Annotated in this window: 28 protein-coding genes; 9 read left to right on the top strand and 19 right to left on the bottom strand. The window is 64.2% G+C overall.

Annotated features, from left to right (window positions below):
* Positions 1–12: 12 nt before the first annotated feature.
* The 16 genes from IB256_RS27565 to IB256_RS27490 form a co-directional block, all read right to left on the bottom strand.
* A complete protein-coding gene (locus IB256_RS27565; RefSeq protein WP_192404747.1) occupies positions 13–930 on the bottom strand; it encodes a dihydrodipicolinate synthase family protein in 918 nt (305 codons plus the stop codon).
* A 105-nt stretch (positions 931–1,035) separates the two neighbouring features.
* Positions 1,036–2,067, bottom strand: coding sequence for a trans-3-hydroxy-L-proline dehydratase (locus IB256_RS27560; RefSeq protein ID WP_138212078.1), 1,032 nt, complete (start codon positions 2,065–2,067; stop codon positions 1,036–1,038).
* A gap of 37 nt (positions 2,068–2,104) precedes the next feature.
* Entirely contained in the window at positions 2,105–2,827 is a 723-nt protein-coding gene (locus IB256_RS27555; protein WP_045216990.1) for an amino acid ABC transporter ATP-binding protein, read from the bottom strand.
* On the bottom strand, positions 2,820–3,470 hold the full coding sequence (locus IB256_RS27550) for an amino acid ABC transporter permease (RefSeq protein WP_081517229.1): 651 nt from the start codon (positions 3,468–3,470) through the stop codon (positions 2,820–2,822). Before IB256_RS27550 ends, IB256_RS27555 begins: the two co-directional genes overlap by 8 nt.
* An 11-nt stretch (positions 3,471–3,481) precedes the next feature.
* Positions 3,482–4,147 carry an amino acid ABC transporter permease gene (locus IB256_RS27545; protein ID WP_045216994.1) on the bottom strand — a complete coding sequence of 222 codons (666 nt, stop codon included), beginning with the start codon at positions 4,145–4,147 and terminating at the stop codon, positions 3,482–3,484.
* A complete protein-coding gene (locus tag IB256_RS27540) occupies positions 4,147–5,865 on the bottom strand; it encodes an aconitase X (protein ID WP_192404746.1) in 1,719 nt (572 codons plus the stop codon). The genes IB256_RS27545 and IB256_RS27540 overlap by 1 nt, the downstream gene beginning before the upstream one ends.
* 70 nt (positions 5,866–5,935) lie before the next feature.
* A complete protein-coding gene (locus tag IB256_RS27535) occupies positions 5,936–6,742 on the bottom strand; it encodes a transporter substrate-binding domain-containing protein (RefSeq protein WP_192290339.1) in 807 nt (268 codons plus the stop codon).
* Positions 6,743–7,170: 428 nt separating this feature from the next.
* The gene (locus IB256_RS27530) at positions 7,171–7,950 is read right to left on the bottom strand and encodes an AraC family transcriptional regulator (RefSeq protein WP_192290337.1); all 780 of its coding nucleotides are present in this window, start codon (positions 7,948–7,950) and stop codon (positions 7,171–7,173) included.
* Between the two features lie 156 nt (positions 7,951–8,106).
* Positions 8,107–9,354, bottom strand: coding sequence for an FAD/NAD(P)-binding oxidoreductase (locus IB256_RS27525; RefSeq protein ID WP_192404745.1), 1,248 nt, complete (start codon positions 9,352–9,354; stop codon positions 8,107–8,109).
* Positions 9,351–9,587: a 2Fe-2S iron-sulfur cluster-binding protein gene (locus IB256_RS27520; protein WP_081517234.1), complete on the bottom strand. Its 237-nt coding sequence runs from the start codon at positions 9,585–9,587 to the stop codon at positions 9,351–9,353. The genes IB256_RS27525 and IB256_RS27520 overlap by 4 nt, the downstream gene beginning before the upstream one ends.
* The gene (locus IB256_RS27515) at positions 9,580–10,692 is read right to left on the bottom strand and encodes an NAD(P)/FAD-dependent oxidoreductase (RefSeq protein ID WP_192290334.1); all 1,113 of its coding nucleotides are present in this window, start codon (positions 10,690–10,692) and stop codon (positions 9,580–9,582) included. The genes IB256_RS27520 and IB256_RS27515 overlap by 8 nt, the downstream gene beginning before the upstream one ends.
* Positions 10,689–11,633 (bottom strand): 4-hydroxyproline epimerase, encoded by a 945-nt coding sequence (locus IB256_RS27510; RefSeq protein ID WP_192290332.1) that lies wholly within the window; start codon positions 11,631–11,633, stop codon positions 10,689–10,691. Before IB256_RS27510 ends, IB256_RS27515 begins: the two co-directional genes overlap by 4 nt.
* Before the next feature lie 114 nt (positions 11,634–11,747).
* Positions 11,748–12,422, bottom strand: a complete 675-nt coding sequence (locus IB256_RS27505; RefSeq protein WP_081517237.1) for a GntR family transcriptional regulator — start codon at positions 12,420–12,422, stop codon at positions 11,748–11,750.
* 132 nt (positions 12,423–12,554) lie between these two features.
* Positions 12,555–13,442 carry a (2E,6E)-farnesyl diphosphate synthase gene (gene ispA, locus IB256_RS27500; protein WP_192290330.1) on the bottom strand — a complete coding sequence of 296 codons (888 nt, stop codon included), beginning with the start codon at positions 13,440–13,442 and terminating at the stop codon, positions 12,555–12,557.
* A complete protein-coding gene (locus tag IB256_RS27495; RefSeq protein ID WP_081517239.1) occupies positions 13,439–13,684 on the bottom strand; it encodes an exodeoxyribonuclease VII small subunit in 246 nt (81 codons plus the stop codon). Before IB256_RS27495 ends, ispA begins: the two co-directional genes overlap by 4 nt.
* Before the next feature lie 127 nt (positions 13,685–13,811).
* A complete protein-coding gene (locus IB256_RS27490; protein ID WP_192290328.1) occupies positions 13,812–14,441 on the bottom strand; it encodes an START domain-containing protein in 630 nt (209 codons plus the stop codon).
* Between the two features lie 289 nt (positions 14,442–14,730).
* Here IB256_RS27490 and IB256_RS31065 point away from each other — a divergent pair, with 289 nt between their 5' ends.
* Positions 14,731–14,976, top strand: a complete 246-nt coding sequence (locus tag IB256_RS31065; RefSeq protein WP_412547976.1) for an Arm DNA-binding domain-containing protein — start codon at positions 14,731–14,733, stop codon at positions 14,974–14,976.
* 134 nt (positions 14,977–15,110) lie between these two features.
* On the opposite strand, the gene IB256_RS27485 is transcribed toward IB256_RS31065, so the two are convergent.
* Positions 15,111–16,127 (bottom strand): SLAC1 anion channel family protein, encoded by a 1,017-nt coding sequence (locus tag IB256_RS27485; protein WP_192404744.1) that lies wholly within the window; start codon positions 16,125–16,127, stop codon positions 15,111–15,113.
* An 867-nt stretch (positions 16,128–16,994) separates the two neighbouring features.
* On the opposite strand from IB256_RS27485, the gene IB256_RS27480 reads away from it, so the two are divergent.
* From IB256_RS27480 to IB256_RS27445, 8 genes are all read left to right on the top strand, one after another.
* Positions 16,995–17,855: a transcriptional regulator gene (locus IB256_RS27480; RefSeq protein ID WP_192404743.1), complete on the top strand. Its 861-nt coding sequence runs from the start codon at positions 16,995–16,997 to the stop codon at positions 17,853–17,855.
* Complete coding sequence (locus IB256_RS27475; RefSeq protein WP_192404742.1) at positions 17,852–18,340, top strand: hypothetical protein; 489 nt, start codon at positions 17,852–17,854, stop codon at positions 18,338–18,340. Before IB256_RS27480 ends, IB256_RS27475 begins: the two co-directional genes overlap by 4 nt.
* A 390-nt stretch (positions 18,341–18,730) precedes the next feature.
* Positions 18,731–18,949 (top strand): DUF2790 domain-containing protein, encoded by a 219-nt coding sequence (locus IB256_RS27470; RefSeq protein ID WP_192404741.1) that lies wholly within the window; start codon positions 18,731–18,733, stop codon positions 18,947–18,949.
* Between the two features lie 130 nt (positions 18,950–19,079).
* Positions 19,080–19,643: a DUF302 domain-containing protein gene (locus IB256_RS27465; protein WP_225601994.1), complete on the top strand. Its 564-nt coding sequence runs from the start codon at positions 19,080–19,082 to the stop codon at positions 19,641–19,643.
* A complete protein-coding gene (gene soxC / locus IB256_RS27460; protein WP_192404740.1) occupies positions 19,636–20,907 on the top strand; it encodes a sulfite dehydrogenase in 1,272 nt (423 codons plus the stop codon). Before IB256_RS27465 ends, soxC begins: the two co-directional genes overlap by 8 nt.
* A complete protein-coding gene (locus IB256_RS27455) occupies positions 20,894–21,442 on the top strand; it encodes a c-type cytochrome (RefSeq protein WP_192404739.1) in 549 nt (182 codons plus the stop codon). The genes soxC and IB256_RS27455 overlap by 14 nt, the downstream gene beginning before the upstream one ends.
* Positions 21,443–21,559: 117 nt before the next feature.
* The gene (locus IB256_RS27450) at positions 21,560–21,823 is read left to right on the top strand and encodes a hypothetical protein (protein WP_192404738.1); all 264 of its coding nucleotides are present in this window, start codon (positions 21,560–21,562) and stop codon (positions 21,821–21,823) included.
* 55 nt (positions 21,824–21,878) lie between these two features.
* Positions 21,879–22,121, top strand: a complete 243-nt coding sequence (locus tag IB256_RS27445; protein WP_192404737.1) for a hypothetical protein — start codon at positions 21,879–21,881, stop codon at positions 22,119–22,121.
* Positions 22,122–22,133: 12 nt separating this feature from the next.
* On the opposite strand, the gene IB256_RS27440 is transcribed toward IB256_RS27445, so the two are convergent.
* Positions 22,134–22,604: a hypothetical protein gene (locus IB256_RS27440; RefSeq protein WP_192404736.1), complete on the bottom strand. Its 471-nt coding sequence runs from the start codon at positions 22,602–22,604 to the stop codon at positions 22,134–22,136.
* Between the two features lie 338 nt (positions 22,605–22,942).
* Positions 22,943–23,250: OprD family outer membrane porin (locus IB256_RS27435; RefSeq protein ID WP_192404735.1), on the bottom strand; the 308-nt coding region annotated here is incomplete at its 5' end.

Genomic DNA, 23,250 nt, shown 5'->3' with positions numbered 1-23,250 from the left:
GCTGTGTTTTCCTTAGAGCCCCACATCCGGCAGCTTCGGCCGATTGGCCAGCGCCTTGGCCATGATCTTCTCCACGTGCTCGCGGTCGGCGCCCTGCAGCGCCAGGCGCGGCGGGCGGGTGAGGGCGGTGCCGCGGCCGGCGATCTCTTCGCAGAGCTTGATGCACTGCACCAGGTCCGGGCGGGCGTCGAGGTGGAGGATCGGCATCAGCCATTCGTAGATCGGCATCGCTTCCTCGTAACGGCCGGCCTTGCACAGGCGGAAGATGGTCTCGCCTTCCTGCGGGAAGACGTTGGACATGCCGGAAATCCAGCCTTCGGCGCCCACCGCGATGCTCTCCAGGACCACGTCGTCGAGGCCGGCGAAGAGGATGAAACGGTTGCCCACTTCATTGCGCACGTCGATGAAGCGGCGGGTGTCGCCGGAGCTGTCCTTGAAGCAGACGATGTTCTCGCAGTCGGCCAGGGAGATGAGGATGTCCGGGGTGACGTCGTTCTTGTAGATCGGCGGGTTGTTGTAGACCATCACCGGCAGGTCGGTGCTGGTGGCCACGCTGCGGAAGTGCGCGGCGGTCTCATAGGGCTTGGAGGAGTAGACCAGGGCGGGCATCACCATGATGCCGTCGACACCGACCTTCTGCACCGCCTTGGCTACCTGGGAGGCGCCGTGGCTGGTGAACTCGGCGATGCCGCAGATCACCGGCACGCGGCCGCCGGAGGCGTCCTTGGCGACTTCGGTGACGGCCATCTTTTCCTCGATGGACAGCGAAGTGTTCTCGCCGACGCTGCCGCACACCACCAGGCCCGACACGCCATCGCGCACCAGGTTGGAGATCACTTTGTGGGTGGCTTCCAGGTTGACCGAGAAATCGTCGTTGAACTGAGTGGTCACTGCGGGGAACACGCCACTCCAATTGACCTTCTTGCTCATGTTTTTCTCCAATTGTCGTATTTCGTATACGAAAGTTCTGGAAGGTTTTCCTGAAATTTCGTCGTCGGGTGCCGCTACGCGGCGAATCAGGGGTGAAAGGGGGAATCAGTAGCCGTTCGGCCAGGTGTCCGAGAGCCGGTAACCCTCAGGCCACGGGTCGGACGGGTCGAGCAGGTGCTGGTGGGTGCCGGTGATCCAGGCACGACCGGAAATGCAGGGGTGGATCGCCGGTTTGCCGCCGACGCTGGTGAGGCCGTCGATGCGGCAGTGGAACTTGGAATCGATGATCGAGTGGCCGACGAAGCGCTCGCCGTCCTTCAGCTGACCCTTGGCATGCAAGACCGCCATGCGCGCCGAGCAGCCGGTGCCGCAGGGCGAGCGGTCGATCTTGCCGGGGCGGATGACCACCGCGTTGCGGCCGTGCAGTACGCCGTCGACGCGCTCCACCGGAGCGGTCAGCTGGCAGAAGGAGATGTGCGCCCAGTCGTGGTTTTCCGGGTGCTTGAAGCCCAGTTGCTGGTTCGCCGCCTGGGTGATCTTCAGGCCGGTGGCGACCAGGTCGGCGGCCTCCGAGGCGTGCAGGGTGAAGCCCAGGGCGTGGGCATCGGCGAGCACGAAACTGTCGCCGCCATAGGCGGTATCCACCTGCAGCGAGCCGAGACCTTCTACCTCGATCCAGGCATCGAGCTTGTCGGCGAAGGAGGGCAGGTTGCGCACTTCCACGCGCTGCACCTTGCCGTCCTTGCAGTCGGCCACGGCTTCGATCAGCCCGCCGGGAGCTTCCAGGGTCAGGCGCGTTTGCGGCTCCTGCATCGGCAGGATGCCGCTGTCGAGCAGCACGGTGCTGACGCACAGCGAGTTGGAGCCGGACATGGGCGGCACGTCGGCCGGCTCCATGATGATCCAGGCCATCTGCGCGCGCGGGTCCTTGGGCGGGACCAGCAGGTTCACGTGGCGGAACACGCCGCCGCGCGGTTCATTGAGGACGAAGTTGCGCAGCACGTTGTCGCTGGCGATGAAGCGCGACTGCGCCCACACGGTGTCGCCCGGCGGCGGGGCGACGCCGCCGACGATGACGTCGCCGACCTCGCCCTCGGCATGGCAACTGACCACATGGATGATCTTGCTCGAACGCATGTCTGTCTCCTGTGCGAATGGGCCAATGAACGCGCGGTCAGTTCACCGAGCGGAGGAACTCCGCCGTCTCCGCCCGCTGCGGGTTGACGATCACCTGGTCCGGTGTGCCGATCTCGTGCACCAGTCCTTCGCGGAAGAACGCCACGCGGTCGGACACGTCGCGGGCGAAGCGGATTTCATGGGTCACCAGGACCATGGTCATGCCCTCTTCGGCGAGCAGGCGCATGGTGTCGAGCACCTCGCCCACCAGCTGCGGGTCGAGTGCCGAAGTGGCTTCGTCGAACAGCATGTAGTCCGGCGACATGGCCAGCGCGCGGGCGATCGCCATGCGCTGTTGTTGCCCGCCGGAAAGCTTCTGCGGGAACACCTTGAGCTTGTCGCCCAGGCCTACGTGCTTGAGTTGCTTCACCGCCATCGCCTCGGCTTCTTCCCTGGAGAGACCGAGCACCTTGCGCGGGGCGAGCATGACGTTCTCCAGCACGGTGAGATGCGGGAAGGCGTTCCACTGCTGGAAGACGATGCCGATCTTCTGCCGCAGCTTGTTCAGGTCGGTGGTCTTGGCGTGGACCTCGATGCCGTCGACGCGGATCTTGCCGCGCTGGATCGGCTCCAGGCCGTTGATGCACATCAGCAGGGTGGACTTGCCCGAACCCGAGCCGCCGATGATCGAGACCACTTCGCCCTTCTTCACAGTCAGGCTCACGCCCTTGACCACTTCCAGATCGCCGTAGGCTTTGTGCACGTTGTCGATTTCAATCATTTTCCTGCCACCTTTTTTCCAGCCGGGCACCGAGGCGCGCCACGACCCAACTCATGAGGTAATAGATGACCCCGGCGACGCACAGCACCAGCAGGGGTTCCTGGATGCGCGTCACGATGGTCTGCGAGGCGCGGAGCAGTTCGACGATGCCGATCCACATGACCAGCGCGGTGTCCTTCATCACCCCCAGCACCAGGTTCAGCCAGCCGGGGAAGGCCACCCGCGCGGCCAGCGGCAGCACGATGTAGCGCAGGTCCTGCCAGTAGGTCAGACCCAGCGAGCGGCTCGCCCGGCGGATGTTCGGACCGACGGCGAGGATGCCGCTGCGGATGATCTCGGTGCAGAACGCCGCCGCGTAGATGCCCAGTACCAGGCAGCCGACGGTGAAGGCGCTCCAGTTCAGGCCGACGATGCTTTTCAGCGAGTTGAACAGCACGAACTGGATCAGCAGCGGCACGCTGCGGAAGATGTCGAGGAACCAGCCGACCGGCATCGTGGCGCGCGGCAGGGCGGCGCGCAGCCAGCCCAGCACGACGCCGGCGAGGGTGCCGATGAGCATGGCGCCGACGGTCAGCTTGACGGTGACCCAGGCCCCTTGCAGCAGGAACATCAGGTCGTTGACGGTGAAGCTCGTGGAAAACATGCGCGCTTCTCCTAGTAGCGGAACAGCCGCCAGCTCAACAGGCGGGCGACCGCCACGATGACCTTGGCGATGATGTAATAGAGCACCGCGGCCAGGGCGAAGTACTCGAAGGTGCGGAAGGTGCGCACGTTGAAGTCCTGGGTCACGCCGGTGAGGTCGTTGTTCAGGCCTACCACTACGCCCAGCGAAGTCATCAGCACCGCCCAGACCATCTGGTTCGTCAGCGGGTAATAGACGATGCGCAGCAGCTGCGGAACGATGATCATCCGGTACGCCTGAAAGGCGCTCATGCCCAGCGAGCGCGCGGCGCGCATCTGGGTGTCCGGCACGGCCTTGAGGCCGCCGCGGAAGTTCTCCGCGAGGTAGCCGGCGTTGTTGAAGGTGATCCCCGCCAGCAGCGCCACCCAGGAGCTGACGTGCAGGCCGAAGGAGCCCAGACCGAAGTACAGGATGTAGATCTGGAATAGCGACGGGGTGTTGCGCGCAATGGACACCCAGGTGTCGGCGAAGCCCTTGAGCAGCGGGTTCTTCATCTGCCGCATGACGGTCAGCAGCAGCGCGATGAGCACGCCGAGGATCATCGACAGCGCGGCCGTCTCCAGGGTCACCCAGGCGCCGCCGAGCATGTCCGGCAGGGCCTTGAACGCGGAACGCCAGTGGAAGCTGTAGTTGAACATCAGCGCACCCCCTCGCTCAGCCAGCTGGGCACGCCGCCATCGGCGCGAGCACTGCAGGCCGCCTCGACGCACGCGGCAAGGCTGCCGAAATGCACCTGGCGCCCGGCCAGGCCCGGACCGTAGTGGGCGTACTTCGCCGAGTTGGTCATCAGCGTGGTGCAGGCCGGCGGGATCACTGGTTCGCCGATCATGCACCAGCAGGTGTCGTTGAGCAGTTGCGCGCCGAAGTCTTCCAGCACCTTCACGTCTCCGGCGGCGCGGGCCTTCTCCTGCACGGCGCGGCCCAGCGCGATGACCAGCGCGACGCCCGGATGCTTGCGGCGCCCGGCGACGAGTTTCGCCAGGTCCGCGCATTCGCTGGCGGAGAAGTGCGGGTTGCCCAGCGAGACCAGTTGCACGGTCGGTTCGCTGGCGTGGTCCAGTTCGCGCCAGGAGGCGACCAGGTCCGCCGGGGTGACGCGCAGGTGCTGCAGCGGCGCCTTGTTGCCCAGGGCGGTGGTGGCGTCCGGCGCTTCCGGGGTGACCCCGGCGATGTGGAACATCGGTGCGGCGGAAGTGGTGGCGAAGGCCGCGCCGAAGGCTTTCAGCGCATCGCTGTCCGGGGCCAGCGGCTGCAGGCCGTCGACCACCGGGATACGCGAGCCGCACAGCTCGCCGATGTGGTAGCCGAGCAGCGGGAAGATCGACTCGTCGTGTGCGGCCGGCAGCTCGACATCGATCCGCAGCGTGGCCAGCCGGCCTTCGTCGCGGTGGCTGCCGACATTCGGCGCGCGGCCGGTGAGGGCGATGCAGATGTCGAGGTAATCCGGGTATTTCAGGGTCCGTGCGCCGAGCACGCTGTTGGCGTACACCACGGCGTTGGATTCGGCCCAGACCACCTGTTCGCCGAGGCCCGGTTTGCTGTCCAGCAGGTAGGGCGCGCAGGTGTAGCTCATCTGTGCACCCATCTCCATGTAGGCATCGCCTAGCGCGGCGGCGGGTTCGCCGAAGGCTTTGTCGACGCCCAGTTCGCGCCAGCGGCGGTGGTCCACGGAGATGGAGTTGAGGGTGGTCGGCACCTTCACCTGGCCACCCCAGTCCGCCAGCTGGCGGGCGAAGCGCAGGCTCGCGGGGCCGGTATAGATGCAGCCGTCGATGTGCGCCTGGGCGACATCGAGCAGGTCTTTCGCGCCTTGCAGCGCGGCCATGCGCAGGACGATCTGCATGGCGGCCTGGGCGGCCTTGCCGTGCTTGCCGTCGAGCAGCTCATGGTCGCCGGCATTCAGTGCCAGGCCTTCCGGCAGCGGGCCGGCGTCGCTGGCCATCACGCCCTGCCAGCCATCGGCAGGGCGCTCGGCGCTGAGTGTTACCTGACCGTCTTCGATACGGGCCCAGCCACCCGCGGACAACTGCTCGAAACCCTCGCGCCCCAGGCTCAGCACTGGGATGGAGCGGCCGAACAACGCCTGCGCCACCAGCACGCCGAGGGTGAGGATTTCGTCCGGCTCGGCCAGCAACAGGGCTGCCGGCGCGTGGCCGTTGAGCAGTATTTCCAGCATCACGCTGCTGCCGGTACAGGAGCCGCGACCGCTGGGAATCGCCAGCACCCGGCCGGGCAGGAAGCTGCCCGACAGCGGATGGTGGCGGTCGATGACCTCGCCCGTGAAAGGCTCGACGCCTCCCCAGAAGCTCAGCCCGGTGTCGGCGGACAGTAGCGCCCCTTCGGCGCTACCCCCCATCAGGACCCGCCCTGTCAGGCGTGAGTCCCGCACCCTTGAAGCCTGCATCGAAGACATGTCGCACCCGCTGTCAGTAGTACACGTGGGGAACGGTGAGATCGACCGGGGCGCCACCCACCCACTTCTCGTACAGCTCGGCGTAGCGGCCGGTGCGGACCTGCTGGTTGACGAAGAGGTTGAGGTAATGGATCAGGCCGTACTCGTTGCGCGCGGCGGCCAGCGAGACGTAGTCGATCACGTAGGGTGCGTTACCCACGACCTTCAGGCCCTTGTACTTGCCGGACTTGAGGGTGGAGGCGGCGACGGTGTTGGTCACCACGGTGGCATCGATGTGGCCCTGGGCGACGGCGAGGATGGTGTCGTTCTGGCTCTGGTAGGCGCGGAAGCTGCCCTTGCCGGCCCACTTCTTCACGTCCTTCTCCAGCGCGATGGCTTCATAGGTGCCGCTGGTGTTGCCCACCGGGCGGTCCTTGAGGTCGTCGTATTTCGTGATGCCGGTGTCCTCGCGGGTCAGCACCACCATCTGGAAGGCGAAGTAGGGGATGGTCATGGCGACCGTCTTGGCACGCTCCAGGGTGTCGGAGGTGGAGGCGACGATCACGTCGGCACGGCCGGAAACCAGCGCGGGGATACGATCGGGGAAGGGCGTCTCGACGACTTCGGCGGTGACGCCGAGCACTTTCGCCAGATCGTTGCAGTAGTCCACGTCGAAGCCGACCGGGTTGTTCTGTGCATCGCGCGAGCCCATGGGCGGGAAGTCCAGGGTCACGGCGCAGCGCAGCTTGCCGGATTCGATGATGTCGTCGAGCTTGTCGGCCTGGGCCTGACCGACGAGGAACACAGCGGTGAGGGCTAGAGCAATTCGGGAGAATTTCATGGGGGCCTCTCTGAGTCAGTGTTGTGCAGCAGTTTTTGTATTATGGATTTCGTATACGATATTTCTTAGAGCAAGGCATGTGCCAGAAACCACTCGGGTGTGACCCATGGGTCGCAGGGCCCGGTGTTTGGGGGATTGGGTACTGGGAGCCTTCCGAATTAACTGTAGGCGGGTTCTGCGCGCTGTTACCAAATGAAGCAGGAGTGCGTTTCGCTGCCCCTTATGGGAGCACTCGGTGGGACACAGTCATGCCCTGTAAAAGCGGGCCACGCTTGCTCGCGAACGGCACTCCGCCGTTGCTCCTGCTGAACGCTTTCGTAGGATGGGTATCGCTGCGCTCCACGCCATCCTACGTTCGTGCTCTGCCGTCATATCGGTGTGGACGGGGGCCCCGGTTGCGGGCATAGCCGGTTCCTACAGGTGTTTCGTCAGTTGGAAACCGATTGGGATTCACGGTACTGCGTCGGCGACAGCCCGGTGAGCGCGCGGAACTGTCGGCTGAACGCGCTGTGGTCGGTGTAACCACAGCGCAGGGCGATCTCGGTGATTGGCAGGTCTTCGCCCAGCAGGCGGGTGGCCGCGCCCAGGCGCGCCTTGTGGATCATCTGCCGCGGGGTGAGCTGGAAGATACGCTTGCAGTGGCGCTCCAGCTGGGCGACGGACAGCCCGGCCAGCTCGGTCAGCTCGCCAAGGTTGATCGGCTTGTCGAAGTGCTCGCGGATGTAGGCGTCCACTGCTGCCAGGCGCTGGTATGCCGGGTGCGTGGATTGCGCCGCCTGCAGGTCACTGGAAATCCCCGCCATGCCGATCACTGCGCCGTCCGCATCGTGCAGCGCCAGCTTGTGGGTCAGGCACCAGCCGGGTTGGCGGCCGGGATAGAGGTGCAGTTCCAGCTGGTCGCTGAGCTGGCCGCCGGTTTCCAGCACGCGGCGGTCCTGCTCGGTGTAGACCGGACCGAAGCGCGAGGGGAAGACTTCCTCGGCGGTGCGCCCGAGCAGTTCGCTGGCGTCCTTCACGCCGCAGCGCCGCGCCAGGGTCTGGTTGACCAGCACATAGCGGGCCGCGGTGTCCTTGATGAAGAACACCACGCCGGGCATGGCATCGAGCAACGGGGCTATCTGCCGGAAAGTCTGCAGCAGGCTGTCCAGGTCGCGGGCGCCCTGGGGGATCAGGTCGTGCATCGGGAAGCGGGTCGGCTGTCGGAACATGGCGAAAGGTACGGTGCAAAGTGGCGAGGTGGTGGGGCGCTGTCAACTCGTAGGGCGCATAAAGCGGAAGCTTTATCCGCCGCCTTGGCTTCGATGTGGCGGCGGGTGGCGGATAACGCCAAAGGCGTTATGCGCCCTACGGGACAGGCGCAGTCTTCAGTCTTCGGCCAGCTGCAACAGGGTTTCCACCCGCGCCGGGCTGAAGGGCGGGCGCGGGGCCGGCGGTTGCCAGCCGAACAGTTGCTTCGCCGCTGCGCCGCACACGCGGCCCTGGCAGGCGCCCATGCCGCAGCGGCTGGCGAGCTTGGCGGCGGTCCAGTCCGGTTTGCCGGCCAGCGCCGAGTAGGGAACGTCCTCGCAGCGGCAGACGAGGGTGTCCGGCTGGGCCAACTGGTTCAGGCGCGGATCGAGGGCGAAGTCGCGCTTCAGGGCGTCGGCAAAGCCCTGCCAGCGCTGGCGCTGCGACCAGAGCCCGCGCGCGCGGTCGTGCTCACCCACTGCGGCGTGGCCGGCGATACGACCTTCCACCAGGGCTTTCTCCGAGCCGCCGAAGCCGGTGCATTCGCCCGCTGCATAGATGCCATCACGGCTGCTCGCCTGCCAGGCATCGACGCGGATCGCGCTGTCTTCCACCGCGCACCCCAGCGCCTGGCCGAGCTGCACGTTGGGAACCAGGCCAAAGCCGCAGGCCAGCCGGTCGCAGGCGATTTCCCTCAGCTTGCCGCCCTGGTTGATGCGTACGCCTTCCAGGTGATCGCTACCCAGGGCGGCGACCACATGGCTGTCGGCGCGGTAGGCCGGGTCATACAGACCGAAGGACTGCAGCAGCTTGTTCGGCCAGCGCGGCAGCTTCATGGCGAACCGCGCGAGCGCAGGCCAGGACGCCTGCTCGGCGATGCGCAGGATTTTTGCGCCGTTGGCGCGGGCAGTGGCGGCGCTGGCGAGCAGCAACGGGCCGCTGCCTGCGATCACCACGCGTTGCCCATCCACCGGCAGCCCGCCTTTGACCAGCGCTTGCAGGCCGCCCGCGCCGGTAACGCCGGGCAGCGTCCAGCCGGGGAAGGGCAGGAGCAATTCGCGCGCCCCGGTGCAGAGGATCAGCTTGCGGTAGTCCAGCCGCCAGCCACGCTCGAAATCCTCCAGCAGCAGGCCGCGCTCGCCGGCCAGCGCGACCACGCGCGTATTGTTGTGAATCCTGATATTGGCGCAGGCAGCCACTTGCTCGCGTAGCTCGGTGGCGGTACCCGGCAGGTGCGCATTGGGCCCGTCGCGCCAGATCTGCCCACCGGGCAGCGGGTTGTCGTCGAGGATGACGATGCTCGCGCCGCTGGGCGCGGCAGCGAGGGCGGCGGACAGCCCGGCCGGGCCGGCGCCGATGATGACGATATCGGCCGCAGCGTTCATGGGCGGGTCTCCACCTGCATGCCGTCTCGGCACAGAGTCTGGCAGGCCAGGCGGCGCTGGCCGTCGATGCTCACCCGGCATTCCTGGCAGACGCCCATGCCGCACAGTGGCGCGCGACGCTGGCCGCTGACCGAAGTGCGCGTGGTGCCGTCACCGCCCAGGGCGAGCGCGGCGGCGACCGTGGTGCCGGCGGCGACCCGCAGCGGGCGGCCGTCGAGGATCAGCTCAGGCATGGGAGTTGGCTCCAGGAAAGCGGCGCGGGGAATAGGGCTCGGCCGGCAGCGGCAGCGGCTCATCGCACAGCTGCGCGGCGAGCAGGTCAGCGGTGCCGGGGGCGGTGGTCACGCCCAGGCCTTCGTGGCCGACCGCCAGCCACAGGCCGGGGCGCTGCGGGTGTTCGCCCACCAGCGGCATGCCGTCGGGGCTGGCGGCGCGGAACCCGGCCCAGCTGCGAATCACATTGAGGTTGGCCAGGCCGGGCATGTAGTCGACGGCGCGGCGCAGCATCTTCGCCAGCATCCAGCCTTCCACCTGCGGGTCGGTGGTGCCGAACTGCCGCGAGGCGCCGATGAACAGCTGGCCAGTGGGGCGCGGCTGGATGTTGCAGGCTACCGAGGGGCCGCTGGCGTTGTGCGCGCTGGTCACGTAGCCCAGCTCGACCAGGGTGCGGCGCACTTTGCCGGGGTAGCGGTCGGTGATCAGCAGGTGGCCCTTCTTCGGCTCGATGGGCAGGCCGGGACACAGCTCGCCGGCCTGGATGCCGTTGGCCAGCACCACGGCCTTGGCGCTCAGCCACTGGCCGTTGTCGAGGCGCACGCGGGGCTCGTCGATTTCCACCACTTTCGCCTGGCGCTGACGGATCGGTTTCAGCGCCGATTCCAGCAGCCAGGCAGCGGCGCGCGGTGCGTAGAGGATGCCGTCGCCAGTGATCTCCAGCCCGCCGTGCAGGTCCTTGCGCAGCTCGGGTTCGTCCTGCTGCAGCTCGGCGTTGTTCAGTAGTCTGGCGGCGACGCCGTGCTCGCGCAGGACGGCGAACTTGCGTTCCGCTTCGGCCATCTCTTCATCATTGGCGGCCAGCCACAGCGTGCCGTTGCTGCGGTAGGCGCATTCGGCGGGCATGTCGTGGCCCCACTCGCGCCAGCGTTGCAGCGAGTAGTTGCTCAGCGCCAGTTCGGCGGCGTTGTCGTCGAGGACCAGCAGGTGGCCCATGCCGACGGCGGTGGCGCCGGGCAGGCGCGCGTCCAGCACCAGCACGTCCAGCCCGCGACGGGCGAGGGCGTGGGCGCAGGCGGCGCCGACTATGCCGGCGCCGATGACGATGATATCGGCATCGTTCACGGGCGGATGCCCCAGGCGAAGGGGTCGTCCTCTTCCAGCAGCAGGGTGGCCTCGGCGCTGAGGTTGGCGCGCCCACGGATGGTCGGGATGATGCGGCCCTCGGAGGGTTCTCCGATCCACTCGAAGCGCCCTTCGAACTGGCTGCCGATCACGCTGGCCTGGCGCCAGGCGTCGCCGGCGGCGAGCTTGCCGTCGGCGGCCAGGCACGCCAGCTTGGCGCTGGTGCCGGTACCGCAGGGCGAGCGGTCGTAGGCCTTGCCGGGGCAGAGCACGTAGTTGCGGCTGTCCGCTTCGGGATCGTCGGCGAACAGTTCGATGTGGTCGATCAGCCCGCCGTCTTCGCCACGGATGCCCTGGTCTTCCAGCGCCTTCTGCACGGCGACGGTGTAGGCGGTCAGCTCATCGAGGTTGTCGCCGGCGACGCGCAGGCCGTGATCGGAGATCAGGAAGAACCAGTTGCCGCCCCAGGCTATGTCGCCGTGCACCAGCCCATGGCCGGGCACTTGCAGCGGCACCTGCTTGCGGTAGCGGTAGGCGGGAACGTTGCGCACGCTCACCGAGCGGTCATCGTGCAGGGTCGCTTCGACGGTGCCCACCGGCGTCTCGATCCTGTGCGTGCCGGGGCCGATGCGCCCCAGGTGCGCCAGCGAGACCACCAGGCCGATGGTGCCGTGGCCGCACATGCCCAGGTAGCCGGTGTTGTTGAAGAAGATCACCCCGGCGCAGGCGCTCGGGTCTACCGGCTCGCAGAGCAGCGCGCCGACCAGCACGTCGCTGCCACGCGGCTCCAGCACGGTCGCGGCGCGCCAGCTGTCGTGCTGCTCGGCCAGCAGCGCGCGGCGCTCGGCCATGCTGCCCTTGCCCAGATCGGGAAAGCCTTCGAGCACCAGGCGCGTGGGTTCGCCGCCGGTGTGGGAATCGAGAACCTGGATGCGTTTCATGCTGCCCCCTGGGGTGTCTTGTTGTTGACCCTAGGGTGGCGCGGGGCGGGAATTACAGCTTGAGGGTTTTCCGCCGGGCCGATGATGAAATCGGCACAGCGTGCCTTTAGGTGATCAGCTCGGGGTCGGCCGGTTCGGCAGGTGCTCGTAGAGCGTGCGGCAGACGCCGTTGATGTGCTCTTCCAGCAGACGTGCGGCGCGGTCGGCGTCGCCAGCGCGGCAGGCGTCGAGGATGTCGTGGTGCTCGTGGTCGGCGCGTTCCTTGCCGTCGGACATGCTCATCTGCAGGCGCAGGTAGCGTTCCACCTTGTCGTGGATCGAGCGGATCAGCCCGACCAGGTAGGGCCGTTGCGCCGGTTCGTAGAGGCAGGCATGCAGCTCCCAGTTCAGTTCGGCCCAGCGGCCGATGTCATCCTCGCCGACGAACTCGGCACAGATGCTCTCGGCGCGGGCGAAGGTCTGCGCGCTCATATTGGGGATCGCCAGGCGCAGCGCCTGGACTTCCAGCACCACGCGCACCTCGAACATCTGTGCCAGTTCCGGCTCGGAAATCTTCGTCACCAGCGCGCCCTTGTTGCGCTGGAACTCCACCAGGCCTTCGGCTTCCAGGCGCTTGAGCGCCTCGCGCACGGGGATCTTGCTGACGTTGAAGATCTGCGCGATGTCGTCCTGGCGGATCGGCTCGTGTTCCGCCATCTGGCCGGAAATGATCGCTTCGCGCAGGTGCTTGGCGATGGTCTCCGAGGCGGAGGGGACGATACCCAGGTTGGGAGCGTTGCGTAGCGGCACGATGCTGTCCGGTCAGGTGGCTGTTGTCGGATATGGTATACGAAATCCCTACGATGCAGTGAAGCACCGGCAAGCGGTCATCGCAATGGGGGACTCGGGGGATTTGCACACGCAATGCGCGTGCCGGAGGGATCAGTTGCGGCGTTCGACGATGTAGCGGGCGAGAGCGCGCAGCGGCTCGGCGTTGTCGCCGAAACCTTCCAGCGCGGCCAGCGCCTGGTCGCGCAGGGCCAGGGCGTAGGCCTTGGCAGCGTCGAGACCGAGCAGAGCGGGGTAGGTCGGCTTGTCGTGGGCCTGGTCCTTGCCCTGGGTCTTGCCGAGGGTCGCGGTGTCGCTTTCCACGTCGAGGATGTCGTCCTGCACCTGGAATGCGAGGCCGATGGCCTCGGCGTAGCGGCGCAGCGCGTCCAGGGAGTCTGCGTTGGCGCGGCCGCTGGCGAGGGCGCCAAGCTGCACGCTGGCTTCGATCAGCGCGCCGGTCTTGTGCCGGTGCATGGTCTCCAGCGCTGCCTGGTCGATCTTGCGGCCGACGGACTCCAGGTCGATGGCCTGGCCGCCCACCATGCCGGCGGAACCGGCGGCGCGGGTCAGGGCCAGCAGCATGTCCAGACGGGTCTGGGCATCCTGTGGATTGAGTTGTGCGTTACCTATCACCTCGAACGCCAGCGCCTGCAGGCCGTCGCCGGCAAGGATCGCGCAGGCTTCGTCGAAGGCGATGTGGGTGGTCGGCTGGCCGCGGCGCAGGTCATCGTCGTCCATGGCCGGCAGGTCGTCATGCACGAGGGAATAGGCGTGGATCAGCTCCACCGCGCAGGCCGCGCCATCGGCGCGTTCGGCCTCGCCACCCAGGGCTTCACAGGCCGCGTAGGCCAGCAGCGGACGCACGCGCTTGCCGCCGTTGACCACGCTGTAGCGCATGGCGGCATAGATACGGGTGAGTTCTTCACGGGGGGCGACGAAGAGTTTTTCCAGCGCAGCATCGACACGCGCCGTGCAGCGCGCCTGGTACGCAGCGATCATGCGTCGTCGCCTTCCGGATCGAAGGGCGCTTCGCTCAGCTCGCCGTCGCGTTCCAGCAGGATCTGCACCTTCTGCTCCGCCTGCGTCAGCGCTGCCTGGCAGTCGCGGGTCAGACGGATGCCCTGCTCGAAGGCACCCAGCGAGTCCTCCAGCGACAGCTCGCCGCTTTCCAGGCGCTCCACCAGCGTTTGCAGCTCGGCGAGGGACTGTTCGAAGTCGAGGGAAGCTTTCTTGCGGGCCATGCGGACATCTCGGCGGGGGTATTCGGAAACCTCGCGACACTAGCAGAGACGGGCCTTGCGGGCAAATCTTCGGCCAGGCGGCCGGCGATGGTGCAAGTGCAGCCAGCGGTACTTTCGGACTGCTTTTCTAGTAGCCGCCGTCGCGGACGCCCTGGTGCTCGGCCACCACTTTCAGCATGCGCAGCGACTCGAAGGGAGCGTCCACCACGAACTGGTTCGCCAGCCAGGACGGCACGCTGCCCCCGGGCTCTCCGCGCATTTCATAGGTGACCTCGGTGAGCTTCGGGCCCTTGGGGACCATTTGCCAGGTGCCGGAGACGCTGGGCACACGGATGCGGTCCTTCACCGGCGGGATATAGTCCGGAGCGGCCTGCAGGTGGCGGATCATGCCGCCGTCCGGGGTTTCCTCGGTGCTCACCCTCAACACCAGGTCGCGTGGGGCGGCGGGCCAGGGGAGCTTGGTGTCGAGGTAGACCCAGATGGCTTCGTCGCTGTACTTGAGCAGGCGCATCTGCGCACAGGAGTACAGCCAGGCGCAGGAGACCCGCAGGTTCTCCTGCAGGTGACCGAGGGTGGCAACGTCGGCCCTCACCAGCGTCACGCCACGGAAGCTCTTGTAGCGCGAGCCGGGTACGTCGCTCAGGTAGACCTGCACACCGTCCTGGTCCTTGGCCAGCTTCCAGTCCGCCGCCTGCGCCTGGGCAAGCGCGGGGGCAGTCAGCAGCAGGGCGAGCAGCAGGGGCGGCGAGCGTTTCATGACAGCGGACCGGCGGGGGAATAGTCCGATCTTATGCCTGGCCCGTGACAGCGGCGCATTGGCCGGCGAGCGGTCTGGCGGGGGATTGCGCAGGCTGCGCGAGTGCAAATCACAGGCATTAGAAAAGCCGGCTTGTGGCCGGCGTTTCGATCTTCCGGATTTATCCGGCAAATTTCCATATTGCCTGGAGTTTGCGAGCTTTGAAGCCGGTCATCGCCCAAGTAATTCCGAGAGCTTTCCCGAAAATACGCCGCCATGGTGTGGGTCAAACGGGGGGTGAGTAGGGAGTATGGGTAGGCGTTTGGAGGGCTATAGGGGCACGCTGACGAGTAAAGTCGTTGAATCGCCGGCGAGGGCTGGTGTACCGGGCAAGACCAACGATGGTGACAGTCTGTATCTGCAGATCAGCAAAGCAGACGTCGCCAGTTGGATAGTTCGCTACAAACTGGACGGCAAGGGCAGGGAGATGGGGGCTGGGGCCGTATCCGCCAGTGAGTCTTGCCGAAGCGCGCCAAGGGGCCGCCGAACAACGTAAGGTGTTGCTACCTCAAGTCCGCACGCCAGCCCGGCGGGCTAGCAACTGGGCTCGCCCGTAGTGTCGACCGGTGAGCCCACCGGCCAGTCGGGGCGGAATGGCTGTGCGGTGGGTAATCCACGACGAAGTGGAGTTCAGGTAGCCAGATTGCGCAACTGGCCTTTTGCAAGGCCGGTCAGGGTGCGTAGACCCATTCCCAGAATCACCACCGTGGCGGCGGCCAACAGGAAAAGTGCTACCCCATTGGTGAATGGCCCGGGTGCGTGGCCGGCATAGCGCAGGGTGCAGCCGGCGGCAGCGGCCAGCGGGAAGCCCACCGACCACCAGGCCAGGCGGAACGGGCAGTTGCGCGCCAGATGTCGCAGGCGTCCGGCGAGCACTGCCAGGATGAACAGCGTGAGCATGTACAACGCGCTGGCAAAGCGGTCGATCTCGCCGACGATGCTGACATAGGCCGAGAAGCCTACGGCAAAAGGTGCCAGCAGGATCAGCAAGGAAGGTTGTAGGCCGACGCTGATGGGCTCTTCGAACAGCAGCCTTGAAAGGATCAGGGTGAACAGCGGCACGGCGAAGAACAACGCTACCGCGAGTGAAAAGAAGGCGATATCGGTGGCGCCCTCCCATTGCAGCAAAGGAACGGCCAGCGGGATATCTGCTAGCCCAACCACTGGGACTATCCAGGCCGGTGTGGCGTGGGCGGCTTGCTGGCGTTGGCTCAACCACCGGGAAATGATCAGCCAGGCGAATGGAAGCATGCCGGCCGTGCCAATCAGCCAGGTTGTGCGCGCCAGGGACAGGCTGTAGTCGACCAGGGGAATAGGCAGCAGCAACAGGCTGATGAACAGTGTGCCGAACAGGTTGCCCGCGATGGGATGAAGGAATTCTGCCTTCACTGCATGAGGGGCGGTGGCGGCCTTTATTGCATAGCCGATGCTGACCGCGATGAAGGCCAGTAATGCCAGTATGCCGATGCTTTGGGATACCCACGCCGGTGCCCCGAAAATCACCGTGGCAAGCTTCCAGGCCGAAGAAAGCCCCGCCAGCCCCATGACTGAGCCAAACAGCGCGACCGGTAGGTAGCCCAGATGTCCCTCGCGTGCGGTCTCCTTCGGTGCGCCAAAGGCCGCAGTAGTGTCGAGGTTTTCTGTCATTCGAGATTCTCCAAAGGGGGGCGATAGGGCGGCCGGCTGCATGTTTACAGAGGGCCAGCACCTTTCCTTGATAGGTTAGTCGGACGATGTCGTTTTCAGAGCTTTTCCCTGAATGCCCCATTCAATCTCTTCAGTGACTCCGGCCCGGGCATGGGACCTGCTGCTGGCAGCTCATGAGTGTTGTCGATACGCCACAAAAGACATCTCGAAATTCCCCACGGCCCGGACCGCTCTTGCTGGGCATGCACATGCCCGATCCCTTCGTTTTGCGGCAAGCCGATCGTTGAATTCCTGCTGACCCTGGCCCGGATGACAGTCCCATGGAGTTCTGAGCGCACGAGGACTTCAAGACACTCGAAAGGCTCACCAGGAGTTGCCTTTCTGAAATGCAGGATCTTTCGGCACCGCTGTCGGTGAGAGCGTCATACAAGCCGCCCCTGCAAGTCATCCCGGCGAAGCCTCTATAGATGCGGCTTTACAACATGGCCATCCAATCCTGTTTGTGGTTGGGGCGATGCGCCGTTGAGCGGCAGGCACAGCCGCTACTTTGAGAACTTCGGAATAAATATCGAGAGGATCGGGAAATCCTTGGAGCGCAGCCGGGCGGACAATTTCCGTCATGCGGATCGGCAGTAAAGCCCATTGGCCTTGAGCGGAATCGAACCGGCAAGGCCGGTGATCGCGCTCTTTGCGGGTAGTTCAGTCGGATGCAGCCGCCAGAGGCGGAGGCATACGGTGATGGCTGGCGCGGCATGTCAGGAAGTCATTTGATTATTAATGACGGGAAATGAGGCCACGACCCTGTTGATCGGCTCGTGCGCAGCGCTTCGCTGAGCACGAATGAGCGGATAGGTGCGCTGGAGATTGATGATGAAGCTGGATGGGAAAACCGAACCGGAAGTGTTCGAGATTCTGCTGAGGATCGAAGCTGGCCAGGTGGCCCGATTCAGTTTCGACCTGGATGACTGGGTACTCAAGGTGCTTGACAGCGCCGGCCAGAGAGTCGCCTGCGCTCTGGGTGCGACCGAGGTCAGGGTTCTGCAGCACCTGTTGTCCAGGCCCGGCGAAGTGTTCAGCAAAGACCAGTTGATTTCATTCGCCTGGCCGGGCCGGGTAGTTGCGGCGGGCAGTTTGACCCAGGCGATATTCAACATACGTTCCTTCCTCGGTGCTGATGGTCACAGCATGATCGTGACGAGCCCGAAAGCGGGCTATCTGTTCAACCCCGACTTCGTCGAGAGCGAGGCCAGTCTGGCTCCGGCGGCATTGCGAGCGCAGTGCTCGGAGGCGACGAAACCTCCCCTCGAATCGGCGTCCGTTGATTCGCAATGCAGTGTCGGGGAGGAGCCGCGCCGACGCGGGATTCGTCGCAGTGAATGGTTGCTCGCAATCGGCGCAAGCTTGGCGTTGCTGATGATGATCGGGTTGATGACGCCGGAGATCGAGTTGCTCGTCAGTGATCCGTTGAGGATCGAGACACATCGGGTCGGCGGATTGGAGCTCAAGTTCGTCACTTCGGGCAGTCGGACCACAGGCAGCGAGTTGCTCGAGCGTTCGCCGACATTCGCCGAAGGTCTGAAGGGTACGGTCTGGGTCCGGGTCTATGAACGACGCTACCGCGTTGTGTGCTATTCGGGAGAGGTCGCCAGGGCCTATGTGGCGCCTGTTCAAGTGCCGTTGGCGGTTGTGGTGGACCAATGCATGAAGCCGGGGAGTGGCGAAGCATGAGTAGGAAAATTGCCGCGATGATCGGTCTTGGTGTGGTGGTCGTGCTGTTGGCGGTGGCCAATCTTTTCCTGCGGGAATGGCCGCTGCCGAAGAACGCCGAATACAGTTTGCGAACCCGTGTCATGGTGGCCGCTCCGGGGCTGGAGGGTGAGTATGCGGACAACCTGGAGACCATCAGCTTTGGCCACGGATCATTCCGCTACAGCTCGACCTGGATGGCCAATGGGCAGATCGAGCGCCTTTCGGTCGAAGGCAATGTGCTGCCGCTATGGAGGAATTATGGCTATATGACCATCAATAAAAGGGAGGCAACTGGTGGCTTGGTCGATTTGTTGAAAAGTTTGAGGATCCCACTGGCGTTGCAGCGACAACTCGAACTGTCGGTTGGCAGTTCGTCCTATGTGAAGCTGCTTGGCGGGGCGGGATCGGGAATGTGTTTTTATCATTATGATAGTAATAACTTGTTCTGTTTCGAGCTGCGCTAGTTAATGGCGAGCAACAGTCTGGTGATTGATCTCGGTAGTCCGGCGCTTCTTTATTTTTAAAGGCGATGTTGTCTGTTTCTTGGTTATATGCGCTGTGGTGAGTTTCTCTGTGATCAGTGAGGCTCGACGGTCGGGTTGCCGGTGGAATATTTTTCTCTGCCTGCCAGGTCGGAGTTAAAGCGCTCCCTTCAGGTCCGTTCATGTTTATATGGCGGACCTTTTTTTATGGGCGGTCATTATTGAGATTATTGGAGCTAATAATGAGCTGCAGCCGATAGAACACCTTGCTGGGCCTGATCAAAATGACTGGGCTCAGTGGTTTCTCTCCCGATGAGGCTATCGTGGGTACGACGTCTGCCGAGGAGCGAACCTACCTGCTCGGAGGTTTTCATGAAAGTTTCCTGGTTTGTCATTGCATTGGTGGTGGCTGTTTCTGGGTGTTCTTCAGCGATGTCAGGAGTCAAGCCGGATATAGCGAAAGTAATTTCCATAAGCGATGCGCGGAATGCCTGCGGAGTAGTTCCTGTTACCCTGGTTTATGAAGATTCACAGGGGGTGAGGAAGTCTCTGGAGTATCAGGTTTGGGGTGGTGGCTGCAGCGGTGGATAGATTGTCAGGACTGCCCGGTTTTTTCTGGTAGAGATCTGATCGATATCCAGATTGTGTGATTTTGGTTCTGGGATTTAGAAATCAAGAGCCAGGTCGTTGTGGATGTCATGCTAATGGAAGGATCAAATCAATGCGCCCTTCAGGTTTGAGTTTTCGAACTGACCGGATGCTTATTGCCTTGCTGCTGCTGATGTTTCTGCTGCTGTTGCTGTTGTTGCTGTTTCCATTCATGGGTGCGGCTTTTGCTGAGGAGAACTCAAGCGTGAAATTGCTGAGCCATTTTTCCTTCAACGAAACATTGAATCGAGTTCGTTCGACCCTGAGCGCTAACGGAATGACGGTGTTCGTCGTTATCGATCACCAGGCCGCCGCCCGCGCGGTCGGCCTGGAGATGACGCCGACCACGGTACTGGTCTATGGCAACCCCGGTGTCGGTACCCCGCTGATGCACGCTGCGCCGGATTTCGCGCTGGAGTTGCCGTTGCGTGTGCTCATTCGCGAAGACGACAACGGCAATACATGGCTGGTGTACGACGAGGCCGCCAGTCTGGACGGTCGTCACGGCTTGCCAGCCGGGATGGCCGGGCGCCTGTCGGCCGCCGAAGGAATACTCGAAATGGCCATTCAGGCCCCCACTCGGCGTGGATCCAGCGTTCCATCCGATTCTCCCTCTCAAGGAGCGTTTCATGAGTAACAACAAGGAAAAGCAGGCGCTGCTCGATGCCAGTGCGCTGCTTGCCCGACGCAAGTTCCTCCGTGCCGCCGGCACCGTGGCGGTGGCTACCGTCGCCGTTCCGGCCTTGGCCGAATCATTGGCCGATGTACCGGCCCGCCGGGTTGGTGACTCGATCAGCGGGCTTAGCCAGCGCTCGAAGTACGTTCATCTGGAGCGCATTACCGAGGCGACACCGGGCAAGTTGAGAGTCGACCCGGCGCTCGCAATCAACTCGAAGACGCCCCTCGACAAGCTGGTCGGTGCGATCACTCCTTCGGACATGCACTACGAGCGCAGTCATTCGGGCTCCCCGGACCTCGATCCGGCGCAGCACCGGTTGTTGATTCACGGTATGGCCAAGAAGGAACTGGTATTCACCATGGAGGAGTTGCGCGCCATGCCTTCGGTGTCGCGAATCCATTTCATGGAGTGCTCTGGAAATGGCTGGGAGAACTGGAAGAAGGCCGACCCGGGCATGACAGTGCAGGACACCCATGGCTTGGTCAGCATGCATGAGTGGACGGGTGTGCATCTGTCCTACCTGATGGAGCAGGTCAACGCTGATCCCGCCTCGACCTGGATGCTGGCTGAAGGCGGTGACGCCGCCGGTGTGGCGCGTAGCATTCCACTGACCGATGAGATCATCGAGGAAGCGCTTGTGGTTTATGCGCAGAACGGCGAGCCGTTGCGCCCGGCCCATGGGTTCCCGATACGTCTGTTGATACCTGGCATGGAAGGCAACCTGAGCATCAAGTGGTTGCGTCGTCTGAAGTTCGGCGATCGGCCCTTCATGACTCGCTGGGAAACCGCCCGCTATACCCAGTTGCTGCCCAACGGCAAGGCGCGCCAGTTCCAGCTCTACCAGGAGGTCAACTCGGTTATTACCTCGCCGTCCGGGACCATGCGCATTGGCGCTGGCTACAACCGCATTACCGGCCTGGCCTGGAGCGGACGCGGCAAGATTGCCAAGGTCGAGATCAGCACTGACGGCGGTGCCAGTTGGCGCGAGGCTCGGCTCAATGCGCCGATCCTGCACAAGGCCCAGGTTCGCTTCGACGCGGACTGGCACTGGGACGGCAGGCCGACGCGCATCCTCAGTCGCTCGACCGACGACAAGGGCCATGTTCAGCCGGATCGCCAGAGTCTCCTGGCGGTCATGGGTGAGAACGCCCTGTTCCATTACAACGCACAGCAGACCTGGGCAATCGACGCTGAAGGGAGGGTCACCAATGCGCTCAGCTAGCCACTTCATCCTGGTTCTGGGTCTGGCCCTCACCTGGAACGCCCAAGCCGCTGAGGTCCAGTTCGGCCGTACGGCGAGCCCGGCGGAGATCCGCTTATGGAACATCGATGTGCTACCCGATGGCACCGGTCTGCCGGAAGGGCGCGGCAGTGTGGCTGAGGGAAAGAAGCTCTTCGATGACAACTGCATGGCTTGCCATGGGCCGGGCGGCGAGGGTGGGTTCAAGGATCGCCTGGTCGGCGGTACCGGCAGCCTGGCCAGTGAGCACCCGATCAAGACCGTCGGCAGCTACTGGCCGTACGCGACCACGTTGTATGACTACATCCATCGCGCCATGCCCTACCAGGCACCGGGCTCGCTGAGCAGTAGCAACTACTACGCGCTGGCGGCCTACCTGCTCAACCGCAATGGCATTCTGCCCGACGATGCCACGCTGGATCGGCACAGCCTGCCCAAGGTGAAGATGCCCAATCGTGATGGCTTTGTTCCAGAGCCGGAGTTCCGCCACATCAGCAACTCTCGGCAGCACCGATAGCTGCCCGCCGCCGCCCAGGTTCGGCGCGACCGGCGTTTCCGCGCACAGGGATGTGCCCCGGAACGACTACTTCTGAGCGCGCCGCCGCCATTTCTTCGGACTACTGCAGGATTTCCGGTGAACACCCGATACCCCATCTATTCAATCAAGTTCTACGCCATGGTCCCAAATCAACGCGACCATGCCTCGAGCCCGAAGCCAGCATTCTTCGGCGTTGGCCACGCGGATAACTGCCGGCCCGTCGATAAGCTGTGGATTTCCTTTGATACCCATTTCTTCAGGGTCCACCAATTGACCTCAGACGGTGAGGCCAAAAGCTACCTCTACAAACTGAACGACATCGTGGGACGTCTGGAGATTGTCGAGGAATCGGCCCCATGAAGCGGCTCGACAGATGCATCGCCCCTGCATCGCTCCCTCGCACGGATAGTCAGCGGTGTCGAAGCTGGCTCGATATCGCTGGCGGCATGCGCGCAGCGTGAGACTTGCGTTCGGATACCTCTTCGGCTGGCTCCTGTTTGGCGTAGTACTGTGGAAGCTGCTCCAGCTGTTTCCGGCGGTGGGCTTTTTCGCTCAGGAGGACTTCTACAGCGCTGTCGCCACGCTGGGACTTCTGGCAGGGATCGCCTGCGAGAGGGTGGTACTGACCCTCCGCCGAAAGACCCGGCGCGACGGGTAAGAGCTTTGCTTCTTACGCCTCGGCAAACGTTCGCACCGCACGGCGCCAGATAGTCAGGCGGTCTTCGAGGTCGTGCGCGTCGCCGCTGATACGCAGCGTGATCTGGTCGAAGCAGCCGGCGTCGGCAAGTCTGTTCATGCCACGCAGTGACCACCACCAGGCTGCGGACATCGCTACCCATTCGAGCTGCTCAAGCCAATCCAGGTGCTGTTCCGTAGTGCCGCCGCCCGGGCCTTTCTGCTGCCCTTGAGGCGCCTGTCGAGTGATCTGCAGCAAACCACGCTGGATATCCTGCTGTCTTTCACCGTAGCGTTTTTCGAGTCGCCCGAGCTCGTAGGCAAACTGGGCGATGAAGGCGGCCTTTCGTTCGGTGGAAATGATGCGATAGCGCTGCATGGCCTTGTCGAGAGCGGGTGCGTAAGCCGCCAGCGCCGGCCCCACCTGCGGATGAATGTGCAGCAGTTGCGCAGTCTTGATGGTCACTGCGTTCTCCTTGTTCGTGGAGGCAGTTCCTCCGCCGATAGTTGGGTTGGCGCGGGGACGTCGATGGTTGGGAGCGGAGTGCCACAAATCGCCCTGTGGACTTAAAAGGAGGCCTCGCTTCCGAATGGCGGGGCGGAAGGAGGCCTCAATACACACTAGGGGAATCAGGACAGGGTCGACTCTTGGGGGGGAATGGCCCTGTCCACAGCTTCGAGTCTTGCCTCGATGACTGTGGGGCCGACGTTACGCTGGCTGCCGCTGCCACTCCAATCAAGCCTGAGCCGGACTTCTCATTATTTTCCAATGAGGCGTGGATGGCGGACCTGGCTCAAGCCGTATCACATCAGCGAAAAGTGGTAGCTGGCGATCAGGCGAACCTCATCCACGTCCCGCGCCCACTTTTCGTAGTTGGTGCGGTAGGTAGAGTTGCGCAAGCGCAGGCTGAGGTCCTTGAAGGTGCCGGTCTGGACGATGTATTTGAGCTCAATGTCGCGCTCCCATTCCTTGCCCTCGCCTCCATTGGCCAGGGCGATGTGGTCGCCGTTGACGTAGCGGGTCATGAAGCTCAGGCCGGGCACACCGACGCTGCGCAGGTCGAAGTCGTAGCGCAGTTGCCAGGAGCGCTCCTGGGCGTTGGCGAAGTCGT

Source organism: Pseudomonas sp. PDM17 (assembly GCF_014851985.1).
In the GTDB taxonomy this organism is placed as follows: domain Bacteria; phylum Pseudomonadota; class Gammaproteobacteria; order Pseudomonadales; family Pseudomonadaceae; genus Pseudomonas.
This window is presented reverse-complemented; position numbering and strand designations above follow the sequence as displayed.

What these genes read in the sequence shown, in the direction of transcription:
- IB256_RS27565 (WP_192404747.1), bottom strand. Translation starts at nt 930, where the DNA reads ATGAGCAAGAAGGTCAATTGGAGTGGCGTGTTCCCCGCAGTGACCACT.
- IB256_RS27560 (WP_138212078.1), bottom strand. Translation starts at nt 2,067, where the DNA reads ATGCGTTCGAGCAAGATCATCCATGTGGTCAGTTGCCATGCCGAGGGC.
- IB256_RS27555 (WP_045216990.1), bottom strand. Translation starts at nt 2,827, where the DNA reads ATGATTGAAATCGACAACGTGCACAAAGCCTACGGCGATCTGGAAGTG.
- IB256_RS27550 (WP_081517229.1), bottom strand. Translation starts at nt 3,470, where the DNA reads ATGTTTTCCACGAGCTTCACCGTCAACGACCTGATGTTCCTGCTGCAA.
- IB256_RS27545 (WP_045216994.1), bottom strand. Translation starts at nt 4,147, where the DNA reads ATGTTCAACTACAGCTTCCACTGGCGTTCCGCGTTCAAGGCCCTGCCG.
- IB256_RS27540 (WP_192404746.1), bottom strand. Translation starts at nt 5,865, where the DNA reads ATGGGGGGTAGCGCCGAAGGGGCGCTACTGTCCGCCGACACCGGGCTG.
- IB256_RS27535 (WP_192290339.1), bottom strand. Translation starts at nt 6,742, where the DNA reads ATGAAATTCTCCCGAATTGCTCTAGCCCTCACCGCTGTGTTCCTCGTC.
- IB256_RS27530 (WP_192290337.1), bottom strand. Translation starts at nt 7,950, where the DNA reads ATGTTCCGACAGCCGACCCGCTTCCCGATGCACGACCTGATCCCCCAG.
- IB256_RS27525 (WP_192404745.1), bottom strand. Translation starts at nt 9,354, where the DNA reads ATGAACGCTGCGGCCGATATCGTCATCATCGGCGCCGGCCCGGCCGGG.
- IB256_RS27520 (WP_081517234.1), bottom strand. Translation starts at nt 9,587, where the DNA reads ATGCCTGAGCTGATCCTCGACGGCCGCCCGCTGCGGGTCGCCGCCGGC.
- IB256_RS27510 (WP_192290332.1), bottom strand. Translation starts at nt 11,633, where the DNA reads ATGAAACGCATCCAGGTTCTCGATTCCCACACCGGCGGCGAACCCACG.
- ispA (WP_192290330.1), bottom strand. Translation starts at nt 13,442, where the DNA reads ATGATCGCTGCGTACCAGGCGCGCTGCACGGCGCGTGTCGATGCTGCG.
- IB256_RS27495 (WP_081517239.1), bottom strand. Translation starts at nt 13,684, where the DNA reads ATGGCCCGCAAGAAAGCTTCCCTCGACTTCGAACAGTCCCTCGCCGAG.
- IB256_RS27490 (WP_192290328.1), bottom strand. Translation starts at nt 14,441, where the DNA reads ATGAAACGCTCGCCGCCCCTGCTGCTCGCCCTGCTGCTGACTGCCCCC.
- IB256_RS31065 (WP_412547976.1), top strand. Translation starts at nt 14,731, where the DNA reads ATGGGTAGGCGTTTGGAGGGCTATAGGGGCACGCTGACGAGTAAAGTC.
- IB256_RS27485 (WP_192404744.1), bottom strand. Translation starts at nt 16,127, where the DNA reads ATGACAGAAAACCTCGACACTACTGCGGCCTTTGGCGCACCGAAGGAG.
- IB256_RS27480 (WP_192404743.1), top strand. Translation starts at nt 16,995, where the DNA reads ATGATGAAGCTGGATGGGAAAACCGAACCGGAAGTGTTCGAGATTCTG.
- IB256_RS27475 (WP_192404742.1), top strand. Translation starts at nt 17,852, where the DNA reads ATGAGTAGGAAAATTGCCGCGATGATCGGTCTTGGTGTGGTGGTCGTG.
- IB256_RS27470 (WP_192404741.1), top strand. Translation starts at nt 18,731, where the DNA reads ATGAAAGTTTCCTGGTTTGTCATTGCATTGGTGGTGGCTGTTTCTGGG.
- IB256_RS27465 (WP_225601994.1), top strand. Translation starts at nt 19,080, where the DNA reads ATGCGCCCTTCAGGTTTGAGTTTTCGAACTGACCGGATGCTTATTGCC.
- soxC (WP_192404740.1), top strand. Translation starts at nt 19,636, where the DNA reads ATGAGTAACAACAAGGAAAAGCAGGCGCTGCTCGATGCCAGTGCGCTG.
- IB256_RS27455 (WP_192404739.1), top strand. Translation starts at nt 20,894, where the DNA reads ATGCGCTCAGCTAGCCACTTCATCCTGGTTCTGGGTCTGGCCCTCACC.